This is a genomic window from Isoptericola sp. NPDC055063 (assembly GCF_053608125.1).
Window position 1 is genome coordinate 194,129 of record NZ_JBSGUW010000001.1, and the last position, 26,449, is coordinate 220,577.

General features: G+C 74.5%; 21 protein-coding genes. 7 read left to right on the plus strand and 14 right to left on the minus strand.

Annotated features, from left to right (window positions below):
* The first annotated feature begins 62 nt into the window (after positions 1-62).
* Both ACWF41_RS00895 and ACWF41_RS00900 read left to right on the plus strand, forming a co-directional pair.
* Positions 63-2,597, plus strand: a complete 2,535-nt coding sequence (locus ACWF41_RS00895) for an MFS transporter (RefSeq protein ID WP_380317501.1) — start codon at positions 63-65, stop codon at positions 2,595-2,597.
* A gap of 2 nt (positions 2,598-2,599) precedes the next feature.
* On the plus strand, positions 2,600-3,436 hold the full coding sequence (locus tag ACWF41_RS00900; RefSeq protein WP_380317498.1) for a YceI family protein: 837 nt from the start codon (positions 2,600-2,602) through the stop codon (positions 3,434-3,436).
* Between the two features lie 39 nt (positions 3,437-3,475).
* Here the strand turns inward: ACWF41_RS00900 and ACWF41_RS00905 are convergent, their stop codons facing one another.
* The 4 genes from ACWF41_RS00905 to ACWF41_RS00920 form a co-directional block, all read right to left on the minus strand.
* Positions 3,476-4,744, minus strand: a complete 1,269-nt coding sequence (locus ACWF41_RS00905) for a glycosyltransferase (RefSeq protein WP_380317495.1) — start codon at positions 4,742-4,744, stop codon at positions 3,476-3,478.
* A gap of 146 nt (positions 4,745-4,890) precedes the next feature.
* Positions 4,891-5,880, minus strand: a complete 990-nt coding sequence (locus ACWF41_RS00910; protein WP_380317492.1) for a GmrSD restriction endonuclease domain-containing protein — start codon at positions 5,878-5,880, stop codon at positions 4,891-4,893.
* Between the two features lie 62 nt (positions 5,881-5,942).
* On the minus strand, positions 5,943-6,281 hold the full coding sequence (locus ACWF41_RS00915) for a GNAT family N-acetyltransferase (protein ID WP_380317489.1): 339 nt from the start codon (positions 6,279-6,281) through the stop codon (positions 5,943-5,945).
* A gap of 61 nt (positions 6,282-6,342) precedes the next feature.
* Positions 6,343-7,014 (minus strand): YczE/YyaS/YitT family protein, encoded by a 672-nt coding sequence (locus ACWF41_RS00920; protein WP_380317486.1) that lies wholly within the window; start codon positions 7,012-7,014, stop codon positions 6,343-6,345.
* 95 nt (positions 7,015-7,109) lie between these two features.
* On the opposite strand from ACWF41_RS00920, the gene ACWF41_RS00925 reads away from it, so the two are divergent.
* On the plus strand, positions 7,110-8,411 hold the full coding sequence (locus tag ACWF41_RS00925) for an MFS transporter (RefSeq protein WP_380317483.1): 1,302 nt from the start codon (positions 7,110-7,112) through the stop codon (positions 8,409-8,411).
* Positions 8,412-8,433: 22 nt separating this feature from the next.
* Here the strand turns inward: ACWF41_RS00925 and ACWF41_RS00930 are convergent, their stop codons facing one another.
* From ACWF41_RS00930 to ACWF41_RS00945, 4 genes are all read right to left on the minus strand, one after another.
* A complete protein-coding gene (locus ACWF41_RS00930) occupies positions 8,434-9,753 on the minus strand; it encodes an MFS transporter (protein ID WP_380317480.1) in 1,320 nt (439 codons plus the stop codon).
* Positions 9,754-10,105: 352 nt separating this feature from the next.
* The gene (locus ACWF41_RS00935) at positions 10,106-13,837 is read right to left on the minus strand and encodes a hypothetical protein (RefSeq protein WP_380346788.1); all 3,732 of its coding nucleotides are present in this window, start codon (positions 13,835-13,837) and stop codon (positions 10,106-10,108) included.
* Positions 13,838-13,944: 107 nt separating this feature from the next.
* The gene (locus ACWF41_RS00940; RefSeq protein WP_380317471.1) at positions 13,945-15,576 is read right to left on the minus strand and encodes a hypothetical protein; all 1,632 of its coding nucleotides are present in this window, start codon (positions 15,574-15,576) and stop codon (positions 13,945-13,947) included.
* Between the two features lie 140 nt (positions 15,577-15,716).
* A complete protein-coding gene (locus tag ACWF41_RS00945; RefSeq protein WP_380317469.1) occupies positions 15,717-16,910 on the minus strand; it encodes a VIT1/CCC1 transporter family protein in 1,194 nt (397 codons plus the stop codon).
* 253 nt (positions 16,911-17,163) lie between these two features.
* On the opposite strand from ACWF41_RS00945, the gene ACWF41_RS00950 reads away from it, so the two are divergent.
* Positions 17,164-17,742 carry a ribonuclease H family protein gene (locus tag ACWF41_RS00950; protein WP_380317466.1) on the plus strand — a complete coding sequence of 193 codons (579 nt, stop codon included), beginning with the start codon at positions 17,164-17,166 and terminating at the stop codon, positions 17,740-17,742.
* A 109-nt stretch (positions 17,743-17,851) separates the two neighbouring features.
* Complete coding sequence (locus tag ACWF41_RS00955; RefSeq protein WP_380317463.1) at positions 17,852-18,784, plus strand: DNA-3-methyladenine glycosylase family protein; 933 nt, start codon at positions 17,852-17,854, stop codon at positions 18,782-18,784.
* An 87-nt stretch (positions 18,785-18,871) separates the two neighbouring features.
* Here the strand turns inward: ACWF41_RS00955 and ACWF41_RS00960 are convergent, their stop codons facing one another.
* The 4 genes from ACWF41_RS00960 to ACWF41_RS00975 form a co-directional block, all read right to left on the minus strand.
* A complete protein-coding gene (locus ACWF41_RS00960; protein ID WP_380317460.1) occupies positions 18,872-19,066 on the minus strand; it encodes a hypothetical protein in 195 nt (64 codons plus the stop codon).
* Positions 19,067-19,220: 154 nt separating this feature from the next.
* Positions 19,221-19,901, minus strand: a complete 681-nt coding sequence (locus tag ACWF41_RS00965) for a DsbA family oxidoreductase (RefSeq protein WP_380317458.1) — start codon at positions 19,899-19,901, stop codon at positions 19,221-19,223.
* An 83-nt stretch (positions 19,902-19,984) separates the two neighbouring features.
* Complete coding sequence (locus ACWF41_RS00970; RefSeq protein WP_380317455.1) at positions 19,985-21,475, minus strand: flotillin family protein; 1,491 nt, start codon at positions 21,473-21,475, stop codon at positions 19,985-19,987.
* A gap of 42 nt (positions 21,476-21,517) precedes the next feature.
* On the minus strand, positions 21,518-21,991 hold the full coding sequence (locus ACWF41_RS00975) for an NfeD family protein (RefSeq protein WP_380317452.1): 474 nt from the start codon (positions 21,989-21,991) through the stop codon (positions 21,518-21,520).
* Positions 21,992-22,187: 196 nt separating this feature from the next.
* On the opposite strand from ACWF41_RS00975, the gene ACWF41_RS00980 reads away from it, so the two are divergent.
* Together ACWF41_RS00980 and ACWF41_RS00985 are read left to right on the plus strand one after the other, a co-directional pair.
* Complete coding sequence (locus ACWF41_RS00980; RefSeq protein ID WP_380317450.1) at positions 22,188-22,826, plus strand: histidine phosphatase family protein; 639 nt, start codon at positions 22,188-22,190, stop codon at positions 22,824-22,826.
* Between the two features lie 62 nt (positions 22,827-22,888).
* The gene (locus ACWF41_RS00985; RefSeq protein ID WP_380317447.1) at positions 22,889-23,422 is read left to right on the plus strand and encodes a PH domain-containing protein; all 534 of its coding nucleotides are present in this window, start codon (positions 22,889-22,891) and stop codon (positions 23,420-23,422) included.
* Positions 23,423-23,439: 17 nt separating this feature from the next.
* Here the strand turns inward: ACWF41_RS00985 and ACWF41_RS00990 are convergent, their stop codons facing one another.
* Together ACWF41_RS00990 and ACWF41_RS00995 are read right to left on the minus strand one after the other, a co-directional pair.
* A complete protein-coding gene (locus ACWF41_RS00990; protein WP_380317444.1) occupies positions 23,440-24,720 on the minus strand; it encodes a metallophosphoesterase family protein in 1,281 nt (426 codons plus the stop codon).
* Positions 24,721-24,877: 157 nt separating this feature from the next.
* The gene (locus tag ACWF41_RS00995; protein ID WP_380317441.1) at positions 24,878-26,428 is read right to left on the minus strand and encodes an HNH endonuclease signature motif containing protein; all 1,551 of its coding nucleotides are present in this window, start codon (positions 26,426-26,428) and stop codon (positions 24,878-24,880) included.
* Positions 26,429-26,449 lie beyond the last annotated feature (21 nt).

Below are 26,449 nucleotides of genomic sequence, written 5' to 3' on the forward strand. Positions count from 1 at the left end.
CGCCCCGAGCACGACCCGCGAGCCCGAGCATCCTCGGACCGCAGCATCCTGAGAGGACCTTCATGGCATCGACCACGACGGCGGCGCCCGCGCACGCCAAGCGCGGTGGGCGCACCGACCACCAGCCCGGGGTCTCGATGAGCCACCGGCAGATCCTGGAGGCCTTGTCGGGCCTCATGCTGGGCATGTTCGTCGCGATCCTGTCCTCGACGATCGTCTCGAACGCCCTGCCGGAGGTCATCGCCGAGCTCGGCGGCGGCCAGTCGGCCTACACCTGGGTGGTCACGGCGTCGCTGCTGTCGATGACGGCCACCACCCCGCTGTGGGGCAAGCTCGCCGACCTGTTCAGCAAGAAGGTGCTGGTCCAGGTCGCGCTGGTGATCTTCGTGCTCGCCTCCGCGGCCGCCGGGCTCGCCCAGTCCGCCGAGTGGCTCATCGTCTGCCGCGTGTTCCAGGGCATCGGCACCGGCGGCCTGTCGGCGCTGGCGCAGATCGTCATGGCGACGATGATCGCCCCGCGCGAGCGCGGCCGGTACTCCGGGTACCTCGGCGCCACGTTCGCCGTCGCGACCGTGGGCGGCCCGCTGCTCGGCGGCGTCATCACGGACACCGACTGGCTCGGCTGGCGCTGGTGCTTCTACGTGGGCGTGCCGTTCGCGCTCGTCGCGCTGGTCGTGCTGCAGAAGACCCTGCACCTGCCGGTCGTGAAGCGCGACAACGTGAAGATCGACTGGGGCGGCGCGTTCCTCTCCACCGCCGCCGTCTGCCTGCTGCTCCTGTGGGTCACGTTCGCGGGCGACAAGTACGACTGGAACTCCTGGCAGACGTACGCGATGACGGGCGGCGCGCTCGTCCTCGTGCTGCTGTTCGTGCTGGTCGAGTCGAAGGTCTCCCAGCCGATCATCCCCATGCGGCTGTTCCGCAACCGCACGGTGGCGCTGTCCTCCGTGGCGTCGCTCTTCGTGGGCGTGGCGATGTTCGCCGGCACCATTTTCTTCAGCCAGTACTTCCAGCTGGCGCGCGACCAGTCCCCCACGATGGCCGGCGTCATGACCATCCCGATGATCGGCGGCCTGTTCGTCTCGTCGACGGCGTCGGGCCTCATCATCACCCGCACCGGCCGGTGGAAGGGCTGGCTCGTCTCCGGTGCCCTGCTGCTGACCGCCGGGCTCGGGCTGCTGAGCACCATCCGCTACGACACCGAGTACTGGCACGTCGCCGTCTTCATGGCCGTGATGGGCATCGGCGTCGGCATGATGATGCAGAACCTCGTGCTCTGCACGCAGAACCAGGTGGCCCCCACGGACCTCGGCTCCGCCAGCTCCCTCGTCACCTTCTTCCGCTCGCTCGGCGGCGCCATCGGCGTCTCCGCGCTCGGCGCCGTCCTCGCGCACCGGATCCCCGACTACGTCGCGGACGGGCTCGCGACGCTCGGCCCGAAGGCCGCCGGCGCGGCCCAGGGCGCCGCCGGCGGCTCCGGCGAGATCCCGGACATGGACCAGGTGCCCGAGCCGCTGCGCGGCATCCTCGAGAGCGCGTACGGGCACGGCATCGCGGACGTCTTCCTCATCGGCGCGTGCGCCGCCCTCGTCGCCTTCCTGCTCGTGGTCTTCATCAAGGAGGTCCCGCTGCAGACCAAGGGCGCGATGGCGCAGTCCGCCGCCGAGGAGGCGGCGTCGGAGGCGGAGGCCGACGCGGACACCGAGCAGTACGTCCCGGAGCTCGTCGCGGTCGGTGCCGAGCCGACGGCCCGGCGGGCCGCATCGACGGCGGACGTCGCGCCCGTCGGCGACGGCGACGGCCCGGGCGTCACCGTGCACGGTGGTGTCTCCGTGCACGGCAGTGTCTCCGTGCACGGCAGTGTCCGCGGGGCCGAGGGCGCGCCGCTGCCACAGGCGGCCCTCACCCTCATCTCGCTGGGCGGGCGCCAGCTCGGCCTGGCCATCGCGCGGTCCGACGGCGCGTACTCCGTCGACGCCCCCGGCGCCGGCACGTACGTGCTCATCGCGTCGGCCGACGGGTTCCAGCCGCAGGCGTCGACGATCGTCGTCGGCTCCGTCCCGCTGGCCCACGACGTGCTGCTCAGCGGCACCAGCGGCCTGCGCGGCGTCGTGCGCGGCGCGGACCAGCAGCCCGTCGCGGGCGCGATGGTGCTGGTCACCGACGTGCGCGGCGACCTGCAGGCGAGCGTCACCACGGCCGAGGACGGCACGTTCGCGCTCGAGGAGCTCGTGCCGGGCCCGGTCACCGTCGCGGTCAACGCCGCCGGCTTCCGCCCCCGGGCGCTGCCCGTCGAGGTGGGCGCCACCGGCGTCACCCGCGTCGAGGTGGAGCTCGCGGCGGGCGCCCGGGTGACCGGCGTCGTGCGCGCCCCGCACGGCCCGCTGGCGGACGCCCGCGTGACGCTCGTCGACGCGGCGGGCAACGTCGCCGGCACGGCCACGACCGGGACGGACGGCGCCTACGCGTTCGCCGACCTGGACGGCGGCGAGTACACCGTCATCGCGACGGGCTACCCGCCGGCGGCGACGGCGCTGAGCCTCACCGGCGCGGGCGTCGAGGGCCACGACATCGACCTCGCCCACCCCGCAGAGTGAGCGTGAGCGAGCAGGTGACCGGGATGCTGACCGCGACGGTCCGGACGCGTGACGGGTGGGCCGTGCCGCACGCCGTCGTCACGCTGACGGACGCCGCCGGCGCGCAGGTGCTGCGTGCTGACGCGGACGACGACGGCGCGGTGCGCGGCGAGGCCGCGCTGACGCCCGGCGCGTACGTCGCGATCGTCACCGCGGTGGGCTACGCGCCCGCCGCGACGTCGACGATCGTCACCGCCGCGGGGCGCGCCGCCCTCGGCACCGTGACCCTGGCCCGGCAGGGCGGCACGGAACTGCCGCCGCCCGGGCCGTGGACGATCGACCCGGCGCACTCGTCGGTGACGGCCGTGGCCCAGCACCTGGGCATCTCCAGCGTGCGGGGCCGGTTCACGGAGCTCGCCGGCCGCATCGACGTCGCCCCCGGCGACGTCTCGCGCTCCGGCGTGGCCGCCGTGATCGCCGCGGCGTCCATCGACACCGGCAACGCCTACCGCGACGGCCACCTGCGGTCCCCGGACTTCCTCGACGTGGAGCGGTACGAGCACATCACGTACCGCTCCGCCGGCCTGACTCCCGTCGCGGACGGCCGCTGGACCGTGCACGGCGAGCTCACCCTGCACGGCCGCGCGCACCCCGTCGACCTGGACCTCACCTATCTGGGCACCGGCGCCGACGCCCAGGGCGTGGTGCGCGCGGCCTTCCGCGCCACGACCGAGCTGCGCCGGGACGCGTTCGCCATCCGGTACAACGAGGTGGCCGCCGCCGGCGTCGCCATCGTCGGCACCACCCTCAAGGTGGAGCTGGAGATCCAGGCCGCGCAGGGCGACACGCTCCCCGGCTGACACGGATGATCTAGGCGAGCCCGCACGAGCCTCCGCGCGCTATGTCGGGTCGGCCCCGTCCAGGTCCTCCAGCTCGGCGACGAGCGTGCTGTGCTCGGCGTCCCGCCGGATCGCGGCCCCGAGGGCGCGCGCCGAGCGCGCGTACGACGGGTCGTCGAGCACCCGACGGACCGCGCCCGCGAACCGCGCCGACGACGCCGTGCGCGGCAGCCGCACCGCCGCCCCGCGCAGCGTGACGCGGACGGCGTTGTCCGCCTGGTCGCGCCCGTGCGGGACGACGACGGCCGGCAGGTCGGCCGCGAGCGCCTTGAGCAGGGTGCCGTGCCCGCCGTGGGTCACGACGGCCGCGGCCTCGCGCATCGCCCTCGCGTGAGGTGCCGCCGCGACGACCGTGACGTCCGGCGCCGCACGGAGCGACGACGGCGCCACGGCGGGGCCGGTCGTGACGAGGCCGCGCACGGGCAGCGTCGCGAGCCCGTCGACGACCCGCTGCAGCACGCCGACGTGGTCCTGGAACGTCGACGACATGGCGACCAGGACGAGCGGGCCGTCGCCGGGCGGCGGCGACCAGTCGTCGTCGGCCCAGGACGGGTCGTCGAGAACCGGGCCGACGTACCGTGCGTTCGGGGGGAGCACCGCGGGCAGGTCGAACGCCGGGCTCGTCATGACCAGCTGGCGCCGCGCGCGGTGCACCAGCTCCCACGAGTGCGCGACGGGCCCGACGCCGAGCTCGGCGCGCAGGGCGTTGAGCCGCGCCAGCGAGTAGCGGTCGAGCCCGGCGACGCTCAAGCGCCGCACGGCCGCGTCCCGTGCCCTGCCCAGGGGGCCGCGCGCGGGGGCCAGGCCCATCCCCATCGGCGTCGACCCGGGCGTGGGCGCTGCGTAGATGTTGGGCATGAGGACGTCGAACGGGACGCCGCGCGACTCGGCCGCGATCATCGCGCCGAAGGCGAAGATCGACGCGACCACGAGGTCCGGCCGGTCGGCGTCGATCGCCGCGGCGACGTCGCGCGCGTGCCCGGGCGCGGGCCCGGCGATCGCGCGGTCCCCCATGAGGCGCGCCTGCGCGAGCGGGCTGCGGCGCTCCCAGTCCCGGAGCGGGTCGTGCGCCGGGTCGCGGTCCGGGCGGTTGGGCCCGTGCTCCCACCGGGCGACGGTGGCTCCGGTGGCGCGCGCCTCGGGGAGCATCGAGTCCTCCACCAGGACCGTCACCCGGTGGCCGCGCTCCACGAGCCGTCGCGCGGCGCCGAGCTCGGGCGGCACCGTCCCGCCGCCGTCGGTCAGCGCGAAGAGGTACGTGTGCGGCATCCGAGCCCCCGGGGGTCGTGCGGAGGGTGGGCGACGTGCTCAGGCTCCACGGTAGGACGGCCGACGGCCGCCCACACCGCCGCCGCCCACACCGCCGCCGCCCACACCGCCGCCGTACACACAACCACGGCCCCGACCGCCGCCGCTCACTCGCAGGCGACCCCGTCCCCGTCGCGATCGATCCGTGACGAGTAGCCCGGGTCGCCGCGGTGCACCGGCGCCGCGCCGGCGGCCCGCGCCTCGGTGCAGTTCGCGAACGGCCCGCTCGCGGTGTCTTCGGAGGCGGTGTCTTCGGAGGCGGCGTCGTCCGAAGCGGGTTCGTCAGACGTCGCGTCGACCCGCGGCGCCAGGCTGCCGGCGGGCAGCGGCTCGTCGGGGCAGCGCGCGAGCACCGACTCGATGGCGTCGTGCTCGGCCTGCGTGACCCACAGCGCGTACGCCTGCTTCACGGCCACCTGCCGCGCCACGTACTGGCAGCGGAACGCCTTGCTCGGCGGCAGCCAGGTCGCGGCGTCGCCGTCGCCCTTGCCCGCGTTGGTGGGGCCGTCGGCGGCGAGCAGGTTCAGCGGGTCGTTCGCGAGCCGACGTCGCACCTCGCCGTCGAGCTGCTGCGCGCCCTTCTGCCAGGCGTCCGACAGCGCGACGACGTGGTCGATCTGCACCGCGGTGGACGTGGTCTGCCCGCGGCGGAAGTCGATGGTCCGGCCCGTGTACGGGTCGGCGAGCACGCCGCTCAGCACGATGCAGTCGTGGGTGCCCGGGTCGGTGACGGTGCGCCGCAGGTCGCGCGCCAGGATGTCGTTGCGGGTGTCGCAGCCGTTGTGGTCGACGTCGGCCCACGCCGGGCCGAACTGGTCGCGGGTGTAGCCGGTCTTGGGCGCGCGGCCCTTCACCGGCAGGGTGTCGAGCGCGGCGAGGGCGGTGCCCGAGGCTGCGGTCGCCGCGCCGTCCGGGGTCGGCGCGGACGTCGCGGCGGGCTCCTCGGCTCCGGGCCGTTCTGCGCCGGGCTGTGCTGCGCCGGGCTGGTCGACGCCGGGACCGTCGAGCCCCGTGGACGCGGGGTCGAGGCCCCCCGCGCACGCGCCGAGCAGGAGCGCGACCGAGGCGCCGAGCGCGGCGACCCCGCCGCGGCGCACGAAGGAACGGGGCGCGAGAGCGCGTCGCGACGGGCCCCGTCGCGACACGGAGGTCCCGGCCCTCACCGGGCGGGGTGCGCGAGCAGGTCGGCGTGCTCGGGGTGCCGCTGCACGTAGGCCTTGATGAACGGGCACAGCGGCACGATCTTCTCGCCCGCCTCCCGCACCTGGGCGAGCGCGCCGGCGGCGAGCTGCGACCCGATCCCCTGCCCCTCGAACGCCGGGTCGACCTCCGTGTGCGTGAAGACGACCACCCCCGCCGACCCGTCCCCCGCCGACCCGTCGCCGTCGGTCCGCTCGTAGTAGGCGCCGCCGGCGGTGCGGCCGTCGTCCAGCCGGGCGAGGAAGACCTGCTGGTCGCGGTCGTCGACCACGGTGACATGGGTCGGGGAGTCGTTCATGGCCCCCATCCTGGACGCCGACCCCGACATCTGTCGCCTCCCCCGCCGCCAGGCGCGGCGCTCAGCTCGGCCGGGCCTCCTGCGCGCCGCCGTCGGGCAGGAGGCGGTGCAGGAGCGGCTTGTTGACCCGCTCGGTGAAGAAGTCGATGAGCGGGCCGGCGAAGAACGCCGTCATCACGGTGCCCACGCCGACCGGCCCGCCGAACGCGATCGCCAGCCCGACGAACGCGAGGTCCTGGACCACCCGGATGACGCGGTAGCGCACACCGGTGCGGTCGACGATTATCGGCGCGATCGCGTCGTAGGGCGCCGTGCCGATGCCGGCCGTCATGTACGCCGACGCCCCGGCCGTGAACAGCACGATCCCGACCAGGAACAGCACGCCCTGCAGCAGCAGGCCCGGCGGGTCGGGCAGCACGGGGCCGAGCAGCGCGCTGAACCACTGCACGAAGAACCCGACCATCACCATGTTGATGACCGTGCCGAGGCCCACGTAGCGCCGCCCCCAGACCAGGACCGGCACGAGGAGCACCGCGTTCACGGCGAGCTGGTAGGGGCCGAGCCCGACGCCGAGGCGCGTGCTCACCCCGATGTTGGCGGACGTGAACGGGTCGACCCCGACGTGCGCGCCGAGCAGCACCGCCGACCCGAGGGCGAGGAGCGCGACGCCGCCGAGCGCCCAGGCGGCGCGCGGGGCGAGGTACGCCGCCTCGGCGCGCACGCTGGTCGTCATGCTCGGCACGGTAGGCGCTGCGGTGCCGCCGCGCGCGACGGGGGAAGCGCCCGCACGACGCTGCCGACGTCGTCGGGGAGTGGGAGAATCCGGCGGTGACCCTGCCCGTCCCCGAGAGCTCCGACGCGGCGTCGGGGACCCGGAACCCCAACCCGTACCTCGACGTCCTGCGCGTGCCCGGCGCCGCCCGCTTCTCGGCCGCGGGCGTCGTCGCCCGGCTGCCGATGTCGATGGTCGGCATCAGCACCGTGCTGATGGTGCAGACCTTGTACGGCTCCTACGCGATGGCAGGCCGCGTCTCCGCGGTGCTCGTGGTGGCGCAGGCGATCGTGTCGCCGCAGATCGCGCGCATCGTGGACCGGCGCGGGCAGGCGCGCGTGATGACGCCCCTGCTCGTCGCGACCACGATCGGGCTGCTCGGGCTGGTCCTGGCGGCGGTCGCGGGCGCGCCGGAGTGGGTGCTGTGGGTGCTGGCCGCCGTCGGCGGGGCGTCGCAGGGCTCGTACGGGTCGCTCGTGCGGGCGCGGTGGTCGCGCGCCCTGGACGACCCGAAGCGGCTGCACACCGCGTACTCGCTGGAGGCCGCCCTCGACGAGCTGGTCTTCATCGTCGGGCCGGTCGTCGCGACCACCCTCGCGACGACGGTCGCACCCTCCGGCGGCCTGCTCGTGGCCGCGATCGTGGGCGGCGGCGGGGCGGCGTGGTTCCTCAGCCAGCGCGCCACGGAGCCGCCCGCGGGGCGCGTCGCCGTCCCGGCGGACGGCGAGCACGTGGGGACGGTCGCGCACCCGGACGCCGTCGCCCTCGACCACCGCTCCGCGATCCGGATGGCGGGCATGCCCGTGCTGGCCGTCGTCTTCGTCGCGATGGGCGTCATGTTCGGCTCGAGCGACGTGGCGACGGTCGCGTTCGCGGAGGAGCAGGGCGTCAAGGGCATGGCCGGGCTGGTGCTGGCGTGCTTCGCGCTCGGCTCGATGATCTCCGGCCTGGCGTACGGGGCGCGGCACTGGGTGTCGCCGCTGTCCACGCGGTTCACGGTGGGCGCCTGCGCGATCGCCGTCGGCGTCTCCATGTTCTTCCTCGTGCACCACATCGCCGTGCTGGCGGTGGTGATGTTCGTGACCGGGTTCGCCATCGCGCCCACGCTCGTCAACGGGAACGCGCTGGTGCAGGCGCTGGTGGCGCCGCACCAGCTCACCGAGGGGCTCACCTGGGTGGGCACGTCGCTCGGCGTCGGCGTCTCGCTGGGGTCGTGGCTCGCGGGCGTCGCGATCGACGCCGTGGACTCGCACGCCGGCTTCCTCGTCACGATGTCGGGCGGCTGGCTGTGCGCCATCCTCGCCGTCCTCGCGCTGCCGGGGATGCGGCGACGGCGGCCCTACACCGCGACCGTCTGACGGCTCGTCCGGGGGTGCCGGCTCAGGGCTCCGGGTGGTGCGCGTCGTAGCGCCAGAAGCGGGGCTGCAGCCGCACGACGAGCCACAGCACCGCGATGCACGCCAGGCCTCCGACGACGGCCGCCCAGCCCTCGCCGAACCACGTGGCCTCGGTGCCCAGCACCATCTCGCCGAGCCGCGGGCCGCCCGCGACCACCACGATGAACACGCCCTGCAGGCGCCCGCGCATGTGGTCGGGCGTCGCGGTCTGCAGGATCGACTGGCGAAACACCGACGAGATCGCGTCGGAGCCGCCCGCGAGCAGCAGCGCCACCCCGGCCAGGACGACGGCGCCCCACAGCACGCCGTCGGGCGCCCCGGGGCCGACGGCCACGAGGACCGCGCCGAACAGCGCCACGCACATGCCCCACGCGGTGATCGCCCACACGATGATGCGGCCCTGCCACCGCACGCGGACCAGCGCGCCGGAGAAGACGCTCGCGAGGATGCCGCCGACAGCGAACCCGGCGGCGAGGACGCCCGTCGTCGTCGCCCCGCCGCCCAGGTACAGCGCGCCCGCCGCCGGCCACAGCACGCGGGGGAAGGCGAGCACCATCGCCGCCAGGTCGACGACGAACGTCGTGCGGACGTTGGGCCGCGTCGCGAGGTAGCGCAGGCCGTCGAGCACCGAGCCCAGCCCGACCACCCGCCGCCGGGGCGGTGCCGACGACGTCTCGGTCCCGTCGGCGGCGTCCAGCGCGTCCTCCGGCGGCACCGCCGGCAGCCGCCACACGGCCCACAGCGCCGCCGTGAACAGCAGCACGTCCAGCGTGTACGCGACGCCGTACCCGCCCCAGCCCACGAGCGTCGCGCCGATCAGCGGCCCGCCCGTGAGCGCCACGTTCATCGACAGGGTCTGCAGCGCATTGGCCGCCGGCATGAGCTGCGGCTCCAGCAGCCGCGGCACGATCGACGTGCGCGCCGGGTTGTTGATGGCGAACGCCGCCGACTGCAGCGCCACCAGTCCGTACAGCAGGTTCACCGACCCGACGTCGAGCCACGCCTGCGCCGCGATGCCCGCCGTCACCAGCCACAGCACCGACGACGCGAGCAGCGACACCCGCCGCCGGTCGTAGTGGTCCACCAGCGCCCCGCCGTACAGGCCGAGCGCCACCAGCGGCACCAGGGCCGCGATGCCGAGCGTGCCCACGGCCAGCGTGCTGCCCGTGAGCGCGTAGACCTGCAGGCCCACCGCGACCACCGTGACCTGCGTGCCGATGTTCGACACGCCCAGACCCCACCACAGCCGCCGGAACGCCGGGGAGACGCGCAACGGCGTGAGGTCGGCGATCAGGCGGGGCACGGTCAACCAGGGTAGGCGTGCGCGGGGTCGATGGTGTGCGGGTCGATGGTGTGCGGGGTCGATGGTGTGCGGGGTCGATGGTGTGCGGGGTCGATGGTGTGCGGGGTCGATGTGTTCCGCGGGCGGCCCCGGACGGGTCTGCCGTGCTCCTCCCCCGAGGAGCCCGGTGATCGTCCGTCCGGGGCCGCCCACGTGCCCCCCGGTCGCCGGCATGTCGCGGGCGCTGCCCAGCCCCCTGCGCTGTGCTGCGCTCGCGCCGACCCCAGCCGGGGCGGAGCTGCCACGGGACACTCCCCAGTGATCCCCCGTGGCAGCGCCGCCCCGTCCGGAGCCGGTGCCGGCTCCGGCAGGGTCAGCGGTGCGCGACCGCGTCCGCCGTCCGACGGCGCCGCGCCAGCGCGCCGCCCGCCAGCATCAGCAGCAGGGCCAGGCCCAGCAGCCGCACGTCGGCACCCGTCGTCGGCAACGCGGCACTCGTGCCCGCCGCCGACGCCTGCACCAGACCGTCCGACGTCAGCACGCCGTCCGGCGTGCCCGCCGCCGCGACCGGACCACCCAGCGGGTCCGTCGAGCCGTCAGCCCCGTCGCCGGTCCCGTCATCCGTGCCGTTCCCCGTGCCGTCACCAGGGTTGGTGCCATCACCAGGGTCCGTGCCGTCCGTGCCGTCACCGGGGTCGTCCGTGCCGTCACCGGGGTCCGTCGGGTCCGTCGGGTCCGTCGGGTCCGTCGGGTCCGTGGGATCCGTGGGATCCGTGGGATCCGTGGGATCGGTCGGGTCGACGGACGTCGCGCCGTCCTCGAGGACGTCGTCCACGAGGCCGTCCTCCGCGAGGAGGTCGTCGGTGACCGCACCGAGGTCGCCCTCGAGCAGGTCGTTCGCCGTGTCGTTGACGTCCTCCACGACGTGCTCGACGAGCTCGTCCGTCACGCCCTCCTGCGGCTCGTCGGCACCGATGACGTCGTCCACGACGCCGTCCTCGCCGGCGATCCCGTCGACCGTGTCCTCGACGAGGTCTCCGGTCCCCAGCAGGTCGTCCACCGCACCGGTGGAGTCCACGACGTCGTTCAGCACCGGGTCGAGGCCCTGGTCCTCCAGCACGTCGTCGACCAGACCGTCCTCCGCGGTCAGGTCGTCCACGACGCCCGGCAGGTCGCCGGCCGTCACCGAGTCGAGCGTCGAGTCGACGTCGTCCACCACGGCCTCCACGACGCCGTCGGTCACGCCCTCCTGCGGCTCGTCGGCACCGACGACGTCGTCCACGACGCCGCCCTCACCGAGCAGCCCGTCGACCGTGTCCTCGACGAGGTCGCCGGTCCCCAGCAGGTCGTCCACCACCCCGGTGGAGTCCACGACGTCGTTGAGCACCGGGTCGAGACCCCGGTCCTCCAGCACGTCGTCGACCAGGCCATCGTCGGCGGTCACTCCGTCGACCACCCCGTCGAGGTCGCCCTCGGTCAGGTCGCCGACGGTCTGCCCCGCGTCGTCCAGCACGGCATCGACCAGTCCGTCGGTCACGCCGTCCTGCGGTGCATCCGGCCCGACGACGTCGTCCACGATGCCGTCCTCACCGAGCACGCCGTCCACCGTGTCCTGCACCAGCGAACCGGTGCCGGCCGTGTCGTCGACGGTGCCCGCCAGGTCCGAGACCTGACCGACCACGTCGTCCACCGCGGTGTCGACGCCGCCGTCCTCGAGCACGTCGTCGACGAGGCCGTCGTCCGTGACGACACCGTCGATCGCGCCCGGCAGGTCGCCGGCCGTCACCGAGCCCAGCGTCGAGTCGACGTCGTCCACCACGGCCTCCACGAGACCGTCCGTGACGCCGTCCTGGGGCCCGTCGGCACCCAGCACGTCGTCGAGGACGCCGTCCTCGCCGGCGATCCCGTCGACCGTGTCCTCGACGAGGTCGCCGGTCCCCAGCAGGTCGTCCACCGCACCGGTGGAGTCCACGACGTCGTTCAGCACCGGGTCGAGGCCCTGGTCCTCCAGCACGTCGTCGACCAGACCGTCCTCCGCGGTCAGGTCGTCCACGACGCCCGGCAGGTCGCCGGCCGTCACCGAGTCCAGCGTCGCGTCGACGTCGTCCACGACCGCCTCGACCACGCCGTCCGTGACACCCGAGCTGGCCTCGTCCGGGCCGACGACGTCGTCCACCAGCCCGTCAGGTCCGGCCAGCGAGGTCACCGTCGACCGCAGCAGCGACGGGGTGCCCAGCAGGTCGTCCACCGCACCGGCCGTGTCCGCCACCGTGGTGATCAGCTCGTCCACCGTGCCGTCCAGCCCCGGCAGCGCGCCGGTCAGGTCGCCCAGATCGCCGGTGCCGAGGTCACCGAGGTCACCGAGGTCACCGAGGTCACCGAGGTCACCGAGGTCACCGAGGTCACCGACGATGCTGCCCGCCGCGCCGTCCTCCAGCGCGTCGTCCAGCACCCCGTCATCAGCGACGACCGAGTCGACGACACCGTTCAGGTGACCCGTGACGACCTCGCCGAGCGTGGCGTCGACATCGTCGAGGAGGTGCTCCACGACCTCGTCCGTCACGCCGTTCTCGGGCTCGTCGGCGCCGACGACGTCGTCGACCACGCCATCCTCACCGACCAGGCCGTCATCGCCGACCAGTCCGTCGACGGTCCCCTGCAGGACCGGACCCGTGCCCAGCGCGGCGTCAGCGGACCCGGCCACGTCGGAGACCGCGCCCAGCGCGTCGTCCACCGTGCCGTCCACCGTCGCCCCGATGCCGCCCAGGTCATCGAGGCCACCGAGACCGGCACCGGGCAGGCCGTCACCGGCACCGGGCAGCCCCGGCACCTCGGGCAGAGCGCCCACGACATCAGTCAGCCCGCCGAGGCCATCGGCCCCGGGAAGCGACCCCAGATCGCCGAGCCCATCGAGACCACCCAGACCGCCGAGGTCACCGAGGCCACCGGGGAGGCCGACGGCCGTGTCACCCTCGAGCACGTCGTCGACGAGCCCGTCGTCGCCACCGACGGAGTCGACGACGCCGTCCAGGTCGCCGGCGGTCACGCCGTCGAGCGTGGTGTCGACGTCCTCGCGCACGTGCTCCACGAGCTCGTCGGAAAGGCCGTCCTGGGGCTCGTCGGCACCGAGGACGTCGTCCACGACACCTCCGTCACCCACGATGCCGCCGTCACCCACGATGCCGTCGACGACCCCGCCGAAGGCATCGTGCACGGCGCCGGTCGCCGCGTCGACGGTGTCGCCGACCTGGTCGAGGGCCGCGTCGACGCCCTGGTCCTCCCGCGCGTCGTCGACGACCCCGCCGTCGGCGGTCACGTCGTCCACCACGCCGTCGACGTCACCGGCGGCGAGGTGCCCCACGCCCTGGTCGACGTCGTCGCCCACGTGCTCGACGACCTGGTCGGAGAGGCCCTTCTCGGGCTCGTCGGCGCCGAGGACGTCGTCCACGACCCCGCCGTCGCCCGTGACGCCCTCGACGCTGTCGCGCACCGCCGAGTCCGTGCCGAGCACGTCGTCAGCGGCGCCGGCCACGTCCGAGGCACCGTCCGAGGCGCCGTCGCCGGCCGAGTCCACCGCCGCGCCGACCTCGCCGACGGACGCGTTCGCGCCGCCGGTCGTCCCGTCGTCGTCGGGGGGCGTGGCCGGGTCGGCCGTGCCGCCGCCCGAACCTCCGCCGCCCGCGGCGTCCGGCGTGTCCTCGATCGCGTCGTCGACGACGCCACCCTGGCCCGCGACGTCGTCGACGACGCCCTTGACGTCGCCGGACTGCACGTCGTCCGCGGTCTGGTGGACGTCCTCGGCGACGGCGTCCACGAGGTCGTCCGTGGCGGTCGCGGACTCCTCGTCCGGGCCCACGACGTCGTCGACCGCGCCGTCCTCGCCGGCGACGGCGTCGACGACGTCCTCGACACCGTCCGTGTCGACCTTCGGCAGGTCGACCGGCGTGTCGAGCGACGCGTCGTTCGTCTCCTCGGAGACCTCGCTGAGGTGGAGGTCGACCGAGGTGTCTTCTCCGACGGTGACGTCGACGACGTCACCGTCCGCGGCATGGGCCATCCCGGCCCCGGCGACCACGAGGCCGCCCGCGACGAGCGCGGTTCTCACCGCTCGCCGGACATACGTATGCATGATCCGCTCCTGACTGACGTGGTGCGCGGGTGGCGGACGCCGCCCGCGGTCGCGGTCGCGCACCAGGGCGCGACGCGGCCACGTCAGGCAGGAGAGACGGGGATGTCGAGAGAGACCGCCGGGAGGCGGTCGAGCCGGTCGGCCGTCGGGGCCGTCCAGCTGTGCGCGCTGACGTGCGCGCGGCCCACGAGGTCGGCGGCGGCGTCCCCGCCGGACGACCCGCGGGTGGTCGAGAGGGAGCCTGCGCCGGCGGCGGCCACGGCGGGCGCCGCTGGTGCGGCCGGCGCGGGCTCGTGGTTCGTCGAGGTCGCGGCCCAGGAGGTGGCGGAGGTCGCGTCGGCGACGTCGGCCGGGGTGGCAAGGACCGGTGCCGGGGCGGTCGCCGTGGCGTCCGCGGCGTCGGTCGACGGGATGGTCGACGCGTCCGACGACGCCGCTGCCCTGAGCGCGGGCGCGGCCTCGGCGGGCTTGGTCTCGACAGACGTGGCCGACGCCACCGGGGCGGCCGACGAGTCCTGCCCGAGCACCGGGGCGAGCCCCGCATCGAGCACCGGCTCGACGGCGGGAGCAGTGGCCTCGGCGACCGGGTCGACGACCGGCGCGAGCACACCGCCCACCGGCTCGACGACCGGGCTCAGCGCATCGACGACGGGAGCGGCGGTGTCCAGGACCGGGTCGAGCACGGGCTTCAGCGAGCCGGTCACGGGCTTCACGAGCCCGACGACGGGGTCGAGCACCGGGTCCAGCGTCCGCACGACCGGTGCGACGACCGCGCCCAGCCCGTCCGTGACGGGGGCGAGCGGAGCGGTCACGTCGTGCACCACCTGCCCGACCGGTTCGAGCACGGGCGACGCCGCCTCCGCCACCGGGGACAAGACGTCCGCGACCGTGCCCGTCAGGGGCTCGAGCGTCTCACCGACGGGGGTCGTGACGTCCTCGACGACGTGCGCCACCGGGTCGACGACCGGAGCCAGCGGCGTGACGACACCTTCGACGATCTTCCCGACCGGCGCCGTCACCGCGCCCAGCGGCTCCACCGCCCGCTCGATCACGGAGTCGGACTTCGCGGAGCCGGACTTCGCGGAGCCGGACTTCGCCGGGTCGGCGGCATTCTCGGACTTCGCCGACGTCGCGGGCTTCGCGGCCGCGACGGGCTCCGCGGCGTCGGACTTCGCGGCGTCCGGGTCCTTCGCGGGCTCTGCGTCAGCGGCTTCGGCCTTCTCGGCCTCGACGGCTTCGGGGTCCTCCGCCTTCGCGGGCTGCTGGGCGTTCGCGGGCGGCTCGGACATTGCTGGCTTCGTCGTCGCGCCGGTGGCGCGCTCGACGGCCTTCTCCACGGGGGCGACGACGTCGTCGTGCACCGCCTGGCGCACGGGTTCGACGGTGTCCCGAACGGGGGCGACGACCTTCTCGACCGTGTCGCGCAGCGGGTGCGCCCGGGGAGCCTCGTCCTCGGCGGCGGGCTTCGCGGGCTCGTGCGCACGCGCGGGCCCCTTCGCGTCGTCCTTGCTCGGTCCGTCCCCGCCGTGCCCGACGACGGAGCGGACGACCGACGCGACCGCGCCGTCGTCCCGGCCGCCGTCGTCGGCGGACGCGGTGCCCGCGACCGCGACGCTCAGCGCGGCGGCACCGAGCAGGCCGGCCGCGACGGCCGCGGCGCGCGCGAACCAGCGGCGGCGTGCTGCCGCCGGCGCTCGGTCCACGCTGCGTGCCACTCGGCCCCCTTCGGATGCCACGCGAACGATGCCACTCGAAGCCACGAGCACGAGCCCGTGACTCACGTCACACCATGACGCCCGAGCAACGGTCATGCAACAAGAGCACCCCGGAATTCACCCGCGGGCTCCTGCCCGGGTCAGGAGACGGAGGTGCCGAACAGCAGGCCCAGCGCATACGTGACGGCGGCCGCGCCGAAGCCGATGGCGAGCTGGCGCAGCGCGCGTGACCACGGCGACGTGCCGGAGAGCAGACCGGTGATCGCGCCCGTGATCAGCAGCGACACCCCGACGAGCGCGGACGCGACGAAGATCGCCTGGCCGCCGGTGAGGCCGAGCAGGTACGGCAGCACGGGGATCAGCGCGCCCGACGCGAAGAAGCAGAAGCTGGAGATCGCGGCGCCCCACGCGGTGCCGTGGGTCTCGAGGTCGTCGTCCGCCTCGGCCTCCCCACCAGCAGCAGCGGCGGCGGGTTCGGCGTTCTCGTCGTGCAGCACCTCGGGCGCCAGGGTCCCGGTCGCGGCCAGCCCGGCGAGCACCCGGTCGGCGCGCCCCTGCGCCTCGTCGGCGGCCATGCCGCGGGCACGGTAGACGAGGGCGAGCTCGTTGGCGTCGACGTCGAGGTGCGGCAGCGCGCCGGCGCTCTTCGGGTCCGGGGTGGATGCCTCGAGCAGCTCGCGCTGCGAGCGCACGGAGACGAACTCGCCCGCACCCATGGAGAGCGCGCCGGCCAGGAGGCCGGCAACTCCGGTGAGGAGCACGGTCTGCGACGAGACGCCGGACGCGCCGATGCCGAGCACGAGGGCGAGGTTGGAGACGAGGCCGTCGTTGGCGCCGAAGACGGCGGCGCGGAACGTGCCGGACATCCGGTTGCGGCCCCGGGTGGCGAGCGCGCGCACGACCTCCTCGTGGATCTGCTCGTCGGCGGCCATCGTGGCGGTGGCGAACTCCTCGCTGTCGTACGTCGAGCGGGCCTCGGCGCGCTGCGCGAGCGCCAGCACGAAGACGCCGCCGAACCGGCGCGCGAAGACGCCGAGCATGCGGGTCCGCAGGTCGCCGCGCAGCGGCTTCCCGACGTCGTCGCCCAGCAGGTCGAGCCAGTGCTGCTCGTGCCGCTTCTCCGCGTCGGCGAGGGCGAGCAGGACGGCGCGCTCCTCGCCGGTGCGGCGGCTGGCGAGGTCGCGGTAGGTCGCCGCCTCGGCCCGCTCGTCGGCGAGGTAGCGGCGCCAGCGGCGCAGGTCCGCGGGGCGCCGGGAGGCAGGGTCGGGTGCGGGCTGGTCGTCTCCAGGTTGGTCGCGCTCGGGCATGCCGGGCATGGCGGGGCCGTCGGTCATGCCGTCATGATCGCCGCTGGAGGGCGGCCGTGGGTTCCGGGCGGAGCCGCCGCCACTTCCGGGGCCGCACGCCGGAGTTTTCGGACGTCCGCAGCCTGCGGCGGCCCGCCGGGGTGTGGACGCGCACTCGAGTGTCACCGGCTCGGGGCACAATAGGGGCGGCGTCCGGGGTCGGCCGGGCGCAGCCCGTGGTCGGCCATGAGGGGCGACCGCGAGCTCGACACCAGGGGCTCGGACACTGGGGGACTCCGGCGTGATCATTGTCAGCACTGACGGCTCGTGCCTCCGCAATCCCGGGGGCGCGATCGGCTGGGCGTGGATCGCCCACGAGGGCGGCCGCTTCGACTCCGGCGGCGCCGCGTCCGGGACCAACCAGATCGCGGAGCTCACCGCTCTGCTCCGCGCGATCGAGGCGCACCCGGGGGACGAACCGCTCCTCATCGAGTCGGACTCGCAGTACGCGATCCGGTGCGCGTCCGAGTGGATCCACGGGTGGAAGCGCAAGGGCTGGCGCACGGCGTCCGGCGGGCCCGTGAAGAACCTGGACCTGATCCGGTCGATCGACGACGCGATCACCGACCGCAAGGGACCCGTCCGGTTCCGGTGGGTGCGCGGGCACGTCGGCAACCCGTTCAACGAGCGGGCCGACCAGCTCGCCGGCCTCGCCGCGCAGGACTGGGCCGCGGGACGCGGGAGCGTGGACGAGCTGCTCGTCATGGCCGAGGAGCAGCGCGAGACTCTCGAGCGCCCCGCCGCACGGCCGGCGCGGGACGCGGAGCCGGTCGGAGCCCGCAGCGACACCGGCTGGGAGCTCGGAACTCTCTTTGACTAGCACGAGCGCGACCAGCACGACCGCGACAGGCCTGGGTGCGACAGGCCTGGGTGCGACAGGCCCGGGTGCGACAGGCCTGGGTGCGACAGGCCCGGGCGCGACCGACACGATGGCGCCGCTCCCGACGACCACCGCCGACGTCACGGTCGAGCACGTCTCGGACCGGCCGCTCGACCTCACCCTGACGCTCGCGCCGCTGCAGCACGGCGTCGGGGACCCGACGTTCCGCCGCTCCCCCGACGGCGCGCTGTGGCGCACCACGCTGGTGCGCACCGGGCCTGTCACGCAGCGCTTCGTCCCGACGGGCGACCGCTCCGTCGTCGTGCAGCAGTGGGGGCCCGGCGCGCGCGAGGCCGCCGACGCGGTCCCCCGGTTGCTCGGCGAGGACGACGACGCGTCCGCGTTCATCCCGCCGCCGCAGGCGCGGGACGCCGCACGGCGCACGCCCGGGCTGCGGATGTGCCGCAGTGGGCGGGTGCTGGAGGCGCTGGTGCCCGCCGTCCTCGAGCAGAAGGTGCAGGTCGTCACGGCTCACCGCGCGTGGCGGTGGCTGGTGACCCGGCACGGCTCCCCCGCGCCCGGGCCCGCACCCGACGGGATGCGGGTGGTGCCGTCCGCGCGGGAGTGGGCGGCCGTGCCGACGTGGGACTGGCACCGTGCGGGGGTCGACCCCCGTCGTGCGGCGACGGCCGTGCGCTGCGCGCAGGTGGCGGCACGGCTCGAGGACGCGAGCGCGCTGCCCGGCGACGAGGCGCGGGCGCGGCTCGAGAAGGTGCCGGGCGTCGGGCGCTGGACGTCGGCGGAGGTGGCGCAGCGCGCCTTCGGGGATGCGGATGCCGTCTCCGTGGGCGACTTCCACCTCGCGGGCGCCGTCGGCTGGGCGCTCACCGGCGAGCGGACCGACGACGAGGGGATGCTGCGCCTCCTCGCGCCCTACGCCCCGCACCGGCACCGCGTGGTGCGACTGCTGTTCCTCGAGCGCCGGCCGCAGGCCCCGCGCCGGGGCCCGCGGCTGTCGATCGCGGACTACCGCACCTTCTGACGACCGCGCCTACTGACGACCGCGCCTACCGACGACCGCGCCTACTGACTACCGCGCCTACTGACTACCGCGCGTTCTGGGCTGCGATCACTCCGGCAGGCTGCACACGCCGTCGACGCACACCGCGCCGTCGTCGCCGAGCATCTGCAGGCCGAGCAGCTGCAGCGGGCGTTCGTCCCCGCCGTGGTGGGGGGCGGCCGCCTCGGCCGCGCTGACGGACATCAGCGTGGTGCGGCGCGGGTTGGCGATCGAGCGGTACGAGCTCTCGGTGGCGTCGTTCATGTTTCTCCTCCAACGGAACCACGGCCGCGGCATGCCGGGCGGGGTGGGCCCGAGACCGCGGCGCCCGCGACGGTGCGGGCTGGCCTCGATTCTCGGTGATACTGCGTCTCACGGCCAGGGCTGGCGGTGTGAGATGCGCCTCGTGGCAGCGCCGTCAGGCCGCGTCGCCCTCGGCGAGCACCTGGTCGAGCACCTGGACGAAGACGTCCGGGTCCTGCGCGCCGGAGACGCCGTAGCGGCCCCCGAGCACGAAGAACGGGACGCCGTTGATGCCGTACGCGCGGGCGCGGGCGATGTCGTCGGCGACGGCCTCGGCGTACGTGCCGGCGTTGAGCGCGACGACCACGGCCTCGCGCTCCAGCCCGACCTCCGCGGCGAGATCCGCGAGGTCCTCGACGTGGCCGACGTGCTCACCCTCGGTGAAATACGCCTTCAGCAGGCGCTCCTTCATCTCCTCCTGCTTGCCGAACGCCTTCGCGAGGTGCAGCAGCTCGTGGGCCTTGAGGGTCTTGGTGTGCCGCACCTGGTCCATGCGGTAGGTGAGCCCCTCGGCGGCCGCGAGGGCGGTCACCTGGTCCTGCATCTGTTGGGCGGTCTCCAGGGGGATCCCCTTGTGGTCCGCGAGGAACTCGGTCGCCGTGCCGTCGAAGTCGACGGGGGTGTCGGGCGAGAGCTCGAATGAGTGGTACTCGACCTCCACCTCGGGGGCGGCGCCGTCACGCTCCGCCATCCGCTGCAGCGCGGACTCGAAGCGGCGCTTGCCGATGTAGCACCAGGGGCACGCGACGTCCGACCAGACGTCGACCTTCAGCGGGGAGTTCTCGGTGGTGGTCACGTACGCACGAACGCCCCGCCGCGGGAAGGGATTCCCGGGGCGGGGCGTGTCGTGCGTCGCAGGCGCCTCTGAGCTACGGCGCGTCAGTTCAGCGGTGCGGCACCGTTCGACGCGGCCTTCGCGCCGCCGTCGGACGTGGGCAGCTGCCCGCCGGCGATGCCCGCGATGAGCTGCTGGATGTCCACGCCGGTGAGCTGCTTGACCACGCCCTGGCCCTCACCGAGCACGGACGCCACGGTCTTGGTCACCGCGGACGCGCCGTCGGTCGAGATCACCGTCATGCCCTGGATGGAGCCGATCGGCTCCGCCGCGGCGCGGACGATCTCGGGCAGGCGCTCGATGAGCTCCTGGACGAGGGCGGCCTCGCCGTACTTCTTGAGCGCCTCCGCCTTGGCGTCGGTCGCGACGGCTTCGGCGCGGCCCTCGGCCTCGACCGCGAAGGCCTTCGCCTCCCCCTCGGCCTTGATGCCCTCGGCGAGCGCGATCTGCCGGTCGCGCTCGGCCTCGCCGGCGCGGCGCACCGCGGCGGCGGACGCCTCGGCGTCCTGGATCGCGGCCGTCTTGTTCGCCTCGGCGATGGTGGTGCGCTTGAACGCGTCCGCCTCGGTGGCCGCGTTCGCGGCGTCACGGCGGGCCGTGGCCTCCTGGACCTCGGCGTACGCCTTGGCCTCGGCGGGCTTGCGGACCTCGATGTCGAGGCGCTCCTGCGTCACGCGGGCCTGCTCGGCCAGCGCCTCGCGCTCCTGCTGCGCCACGAGCCGGTCCTGCTCGGCGCGTGCGAGCTGGCCCGCAGCCTCCGCCTCGGCGTTCGCGCGGTCCGTGTCGGCCTTGATGGCCGCCTTCTTGAGGTCGAGCGCCTTCTGCCGCTCGGCGATCTGCTCTGCCGCCTCGATCACGGCGAACTCGGACACCCGGCGCGCCTCGGCCTCGGAGACCTCCGCGACCTGCAGGGCGCGGGCGCCCTCGGCGCGGCCCAGGTTGGCGAGGTACTCCGACCCGGGCGTCGAGATGTCGGAGATGTTGAGCAGGTCGACCTGCAGGCCCTGCTCCGCGAGGTCCGTCTTCGTGGACTCGACGACCCGGTCCGACAGGCCCTTGCGGTCGGAGATGATCTGCTCGATCGTCATGTCGCCGACGATGGAGCGCAGCGAGCCCTCGAGCGACTCCTTGATGATCTCGGTGAGCATCTCCTGCTGGGACAGGAAGCGCTGCGCCGCGCGGCGCACGCCCTCGTCGTCGCCGCGCACCTTGAAGTTGATCGACGCCTTGATGGCGATCTTGATGCGGTTCTTGTCGACGCCCTCGACGGTGATGCCGATCTGGCGCTGCTCCAGCGAGATCGCGAAGCCCTGCTGCAGGATCGGCCAGACGAACGTGCGGCCGCCAATGACGACCCGCTGGCTCTGGGCCGCGGACTCCTTCTTGCCGGCCCCGCGGCCGACGATGACGAGGGCCTGGTTCGGCGGCACCCGGCGGATGCGCTGGGCGACGAAGATGCCCACCGCGAGGAACGCCACCACGAGGGCGAGCACCGCGATCGTGGTGATGAAGCTGCTGTCGGACGAGTCGAACATGGTGCGCGCCGGAGCGCGTCTCCTTCCGGTCGGGGGGAGAGGTCAGGGGGCCTGCGGGCCGGGGACCCCGACACGCACGGTGGAGCCGGAGTGCTCGAGCACCACGACGCGGGAGCCCGCGGCGATCGGTTCGTCGGAGCGGGCGAGGCGGCGCTCGAGCTCGCTCGGGACGTCGAGGGAGACCTCGCCCGACGTCGCCGTCACGTCGGTCGTCGCCGTGCCGTGCGCGCCCACCAGCGAGACCGCGACGCCGTCGTCGCTCGACGCCAGCCGCCGCACGAGCGCCTGCGCGAGGAGGACGGCCAGCAGCCCGACGACGGCGGACGCCACGTACGCGACCCAGGGCGCGAGGTCGTTCGCCGTGACGATCGTGCCCACGGCGCCGAAGACCACCGCGCCCACGCCGAGCGACGTGCCCGAGAGCATGCCGTCGCCGAGGTCGACGAGCTCGCCGACGAGGAGCGAGATCAGCAGCAGGAGCATCCCTGCGGCGCCGATGAGGACGAAGACGAGCACGCGATCTCCCGTGTCGATGAACAGGCGGTGTCGATGAACAGGCGGTGGCGGTGAGCGGCCGGTTTTGCCAGGTGATGAAGATGTGATGGTCGTGTGACGGCGGCGCCACTCTAGCGAACTCTGGGAGGCTGCTGAACAGCCGGTCCACAGGGTCCTTCCGGGTGCCCGGCGGGCGCCGCTGCGCGATGCTCGGGGCATGCCTCTCGCGCCGAGCAAGGACCCCCAGCTGGTGCTGCTGCGCCACGGCGAGACGGAGTGGAGCGTCAGCGGCCAGCACACCGGCCGCACCGACATCCCCCTCACGCCGGCCGGCGAGGAGCAGGCCCGCACCGCCGGTCGCGCCCTGGCCGGCATCCCGTTCGCCGCCGTGTTCGCGTCGCCGCTCGAGCGGGCCCGCCGCACCGCCGCGATCGCCGGCCACCCGGACGCCGTCGTCGACCCCGACCTCGCCGAGTGGGACTACGGGCCCGTCGACGGCCGGTCGAGCGCCGACGTCACCGCCCTCCTCGGGCACGACTTCCAGATCTTCGACGACGGCGTACGCGTCCTGCCGCCCGACCCCGAGCACGGCGACGGACGGCCCGGCGAGCTGCTGGAGGACGTCGCCGCGCGCGCCCGGCGCTTCGTGGGGCGGGCAGACGCCACCCTGCAGGACGGCGGCAACGTGCTGGCCGTCGCACACGGGCACCTGCTGCGCGTGCTGGCGACCGCGTGGCTCGGCATCGACCCGCGGTTCGGCTCCCGCCTGGAGCTCGGCACCGCCGCGATCTGCCAGCTCGGCTACGGGCACGACCTGCGGACCATCGAGGGCTGGAACCTGCCGCCGCACGTCTGATCCCGGTCCGACCGACGTCCGACCAGCCCGAGGGCGGTGCGCCGTCTGGCAGCATGTGCGCCATGGCGCTGAACGAGGACGACCTCATCGACGGCGAGCACGTCGTCATGGAGCTGCACGAGCACCCGAAGGCCGTGGTCTGGCCGTTCCTGCTCCTGCTGGTGCTGCTGGTGGGCGCCGCGTTCTCGTTCGTCGTCGAGATGCCCGACGTCGCGCGCTGGGTCGTGCTCGGCCTGCTGGTCGTCGTCGCCGTCGTGTGGGTGCTGGTGCCGTGGCTGAAGTGGCGCACCACGTCGTGGACCGTCACGACCAAGCGGATCGCCATGCGCTCCGGGATCGTCACCCGCGTGGGCCGCGACATCCCGCTCTACCGGATCAACGACATCGCGCTCGAGAAGGACCTCCTGGACCGGATGCTCGGCTGCGGCACCCTGCAGGTCTCCGACGCCACCGAGAAGGCCGGGATGGTGCTGCGCGACGTGCCGCGCGTCGACCGCGTGCAGGTGCAGCTCCAGGAGCTGCTGCACTCCGCCGACGACGGCTCGGACGACGGCGAGTGGCCCCCGTCCGAGCCGACGCGCGGCCGGCGCCGCTGAGCACTAGCGGCTGAGAACTACTTGCCGCGCGGCAGCGGCAGCGGCTCCATCCACTGGTCGTCGGCCGTGAGGTCGATGCCGAACTCCGACGCGAACCGCATCGTCGTGTCCACGAGCACGCCGTCCACCGACTCGTCGAGCCGGTACACGCGCGCCCCGCGCAGGCGGTTGCGCTCCGCGCCGCTCAGCCCGTACGTGCCGAAGCCCGTGTTGCCGGAGTAGCCGAGCAGGACGCCGTAGTAGTTCCCCGAGTACGTGTTCACGTGGTCGTGCCCGCAGAACACGCCGCGCACGTCGCCGCGGTGCTGGATCGCGGAGAACAGCCCCGAGTTGAACGGGCCGGGGCACTCCTCCTCGTTGCGCTCCCCCACGATCTGGTGGCGCGCGACGCCGCGCTCGTGGTCCGCGGCGGTGCGGCCGTCCACCGAGCCGAACCACATGAACCGGTACTCCCACAGGGGGATGTGGATGAACATCAGCGACGGGATCGCGCGGCGGTGGCGCCTCTCCAGCTCGACCGACGTGCGGTAGTACCAGTCCACCTGGTCCATGCGCACCCAGTCCCACGTCGGGTAGCCGGTGAGGTTCTGGCCCGCGATGGTGCTGGGCGCGTACCGGCCCGAGTCGAGCAGCCACACGTTGAACGCCGGCTTCCCGTCCGTGCCGTCGATCAGCAGGTGCGAGTTGCCCTGCCCCGTGACGCCCTTCGCCGTCGGGCCGTTCACGTTGTACCGGTACGAGCGGTAGAACGCGAGCATCTGCGCCTCGTCCACCCCGCTGGTCGGCGTCGAGTCCTCGTCGTGGTTGCCGAACGTGATCGCCCAGGGGATCTGCCGCTCCTCCATCGGCTGCACCACGTTGTTCATCGCCTGGCGCATCTCGAGCGGGGTGTCACAGCCGCCCGTGATGTTGTCGCCGTTGAGGATCACCAGGTCCGGCCGCTCGTCGTCGAGCACCGCGCGCATCAGCTCCAGCGTGCGGCGGTCGATCTTCTCGTCGTCCTGCGTGTCGTTGAACTGCACGATCGTGTACGTGCCGTCCTTGCGGAACCGCAGCTTCGGTGCCCCTGCACCGGCCGCCCCGGCACCGGCCGCCGCCGACGTGGCCCCGGCGACGGAACCCGCCACCACCGAGCCCGCCGCGCCCAGTCCCGTCATGGTCATGAACGTACGGCGGCCCAGGCCGGACCGCTCCTCTGCATCCCGCACGTCGGTCGTCGGCACGTCGGTCGTCGGCACGTCGGTCGACGGCACTTCAGGCGGGCGTCCGATCGAGTTCTCGTTCGCGTCTTCGCTCATGACCCGGAACGTAGGAGCCCGGCGCGACGGCGAGCAGGCCGCCCGATGAACCCTCCGTGCACAGATCCGGAACACGACCGCACCCGAAGACGGCGGCCCTCGACCATGCCCGCCGATCCTGCCGGATGACGCTGGCCGTTGCCGCCCCCGCGGGCACTCAGAACGGCGGTGGCCCGTCGTCCCTCGGCGCTCGACGCCTGCCCGGGTCGCGCTGCTGGTCCGGGTCGCGCTGCTGGTCCGGGTCGCGGTGCTGGTCCGGATCATGGCGCGGGTCGTGCCGCACGGGGTCGCGCCCGAACTGGTGCCCTGTCGGTGCGGTCCACGTCGTGGCACCCGACGCCGGGTCCCGGAACACCTCCCAGCCGCCGACCGTCTTGGCGCGGTGATGAGTGCGGCACAGCGCGTGGAGGTTCGCGCCATGGGTCTGCGGACCGGTACATGCCGGGTCGAACGGGTCGACGTGGTCCAGGTCGGAGGACGCGGCAGGCACCTGGCAGCCGGGGAACGTGCACGTGACGTCGCGCGCCACGACCGCCGCCCGCAACGCCTCGCTCGGCCGGTACGACCGCGAGGACACGTCCGTGAGCACGCCGCTCCCCGGGTCGGTGAACAGCCGCTGCCACACCGCGTCCGGATCGGCCGCGAGGGCGCGAGCCATCGACGCCGGGATCGGGCCGTGGCCGGCGAGGATCGCAGGCAGGTCGTCGGAGCCGAGCAGCGTCGACGCCGCGACGGAGACGCGCACCGTGCCCCGCCGTCGCGCACGGGACGGCGCCCCGGGCACCGACCCGCCCTCCGTGTCCCCGCAGCCCGCGACGACGTGACCCGGGGTGACCCGGCCCGGGGCGACCTGCCCCGCGGCACCCTGCCCAGTAGCACCCTGCCCAGTAGCGCCCTGTCCGTCGGGGCCCTGGCCGTCGGCGCCCTGGCCGTCGGCGCCCTGGCCGTCGGCGCCCTGGCCGTCGGCGCCCTGGCCGTTGGCGATCCTTCCCGAGGTGACCTGACCAGTGACGAGGGCGACGAGCGCGTCGGCGCGGCACTCCGCGAGGCGCCGGGACTCGCCGGGCGCGCGGCGCATCGCCAGCGCCAGGTCGTCGACCTCGGCGAACGCGCGCGCCGCGTCGTCCGCGGGCAGGTACGCGGTGAGGTACGCCATGGCGTCGTCCACGGGCTCGAACCGCACGAACCGTTCGGCCCGCGCCGCACGACGACGCTCGTCGGCGCCGCCCGGGTCCACCGCGATCTCCGCCCGGCGCATCCGCGCGCGGATCTGCGGCACGGTGAGCCGCTCGACGTCGGGGAGCACGGTCGCGACCGCCTCACGCCGGAGGTCGTCCGGGAGCCGTCCCGCCTCGACGAGCGCCTCCGCCTTGCGACGGTCCACGACCCCGGCCGCGAGCGCGCCCGCCACCTCCGGCAGCCGGGCGGTCCCGTGCGCCACCGTCACGAGCTGCGCGGCGCCGCGACGGGTGGTCCCCAGCCGAGCCGCGACGGCGTCCGCCACGAACTCGTGCCGCGACGACCCGCGGGTGCGCTCCAGCATCTCCGCCAGGACCCGCGCCGAACCCGCCTGAGCCCACGACGCCACCCGCTCCCACGCGGCCAGCACCTCGAGGATCGTGAAGTCGTCCAGGTCCGCCTCGTCCACGGACTCCAGCAGCGCGGCCAGGTCCGGCCCGGGGGCCATGTCGTCGAGCGCCGCGAGCAACGGACGACCGGCGCGAGCACG

Coding starts and splice junctions, on each gene's coding strand:
- ACWF41_RS00955 (WP_380317463.1), top strand. CDS start 17,852: ATGGCGCCGCTCCCGACGACCACCGCCGACGTCACGGTCGAGCACGTC.
- ACWF41_RS00905 (WP_380317495.1), bottom strand. CDS start 4,744: ATGCCGCACACGTACCTCTTCGCGCTGACCGACGGCGGCGGGACGGTG.
- ACWF41_RS00915 (WP_380317489.1), bottom strand. CDS start 6,281: ATGAACGACTCCCCGACCCATGTCACCGTGGTCGACGACCGCGACCAG.
- ACWF41_RS00980 (WP_380317450.1), top strand. CDS start 22,188: ATGCCTCTCGCGCCGAGCAAGGACCCCCAGCTGGTGCTGCTGCGCCAC.
- ACWF41_RS00985 (WP_380317447.1), top strand. CDS start 22,889: ATGGCGCTGAACGAGGACGACCTCATCGACGGCGAGCACGTCGTCATG.
- ACWF41_RS00945 (WP_380317469.1), bottom strand. CDS start 16,910: ATGACCGACGGCCCCGCCATGCCCGGCATGCCCGAGCGCGACCAACCT.
- ACWF41_RS00960 (WP_380317460.1), bottom strand. CDS start 19,066: ATGAACGACGCCACCGAGAGCTCGTACCGCTCGATCGCCAACCCGCGC.
- ACWF41_RS00990 (WP_380317444.1), bottom strand. CDS start 24,720: ATGAGCGAAGACGCGAACGAGAACTCGATCGGACGCCCGCCTGAAGTG.
- ACWF41_RS00920 (WP_380317486.1), bottom strand. CDS start 7,014: ATGACGACCAGCGTGCGCGCCGAGGCGGCGTACCTCGCCCCGCGCGCC.
- ACWF41_RS00970 (WP_380317455.1), bottom strand. CDS start 21,475: ATGTTCGACTCGTCCGACAGCAGCTTCATCACCACGATCGCGGTGCTC.
- ACWF41_RS00895 (WP_380317501.1), top strand. CDS start 63: ATGGCATCGACCACGACGGCGGCGCCCGCGCACGCCAAGCGCGGTGGG.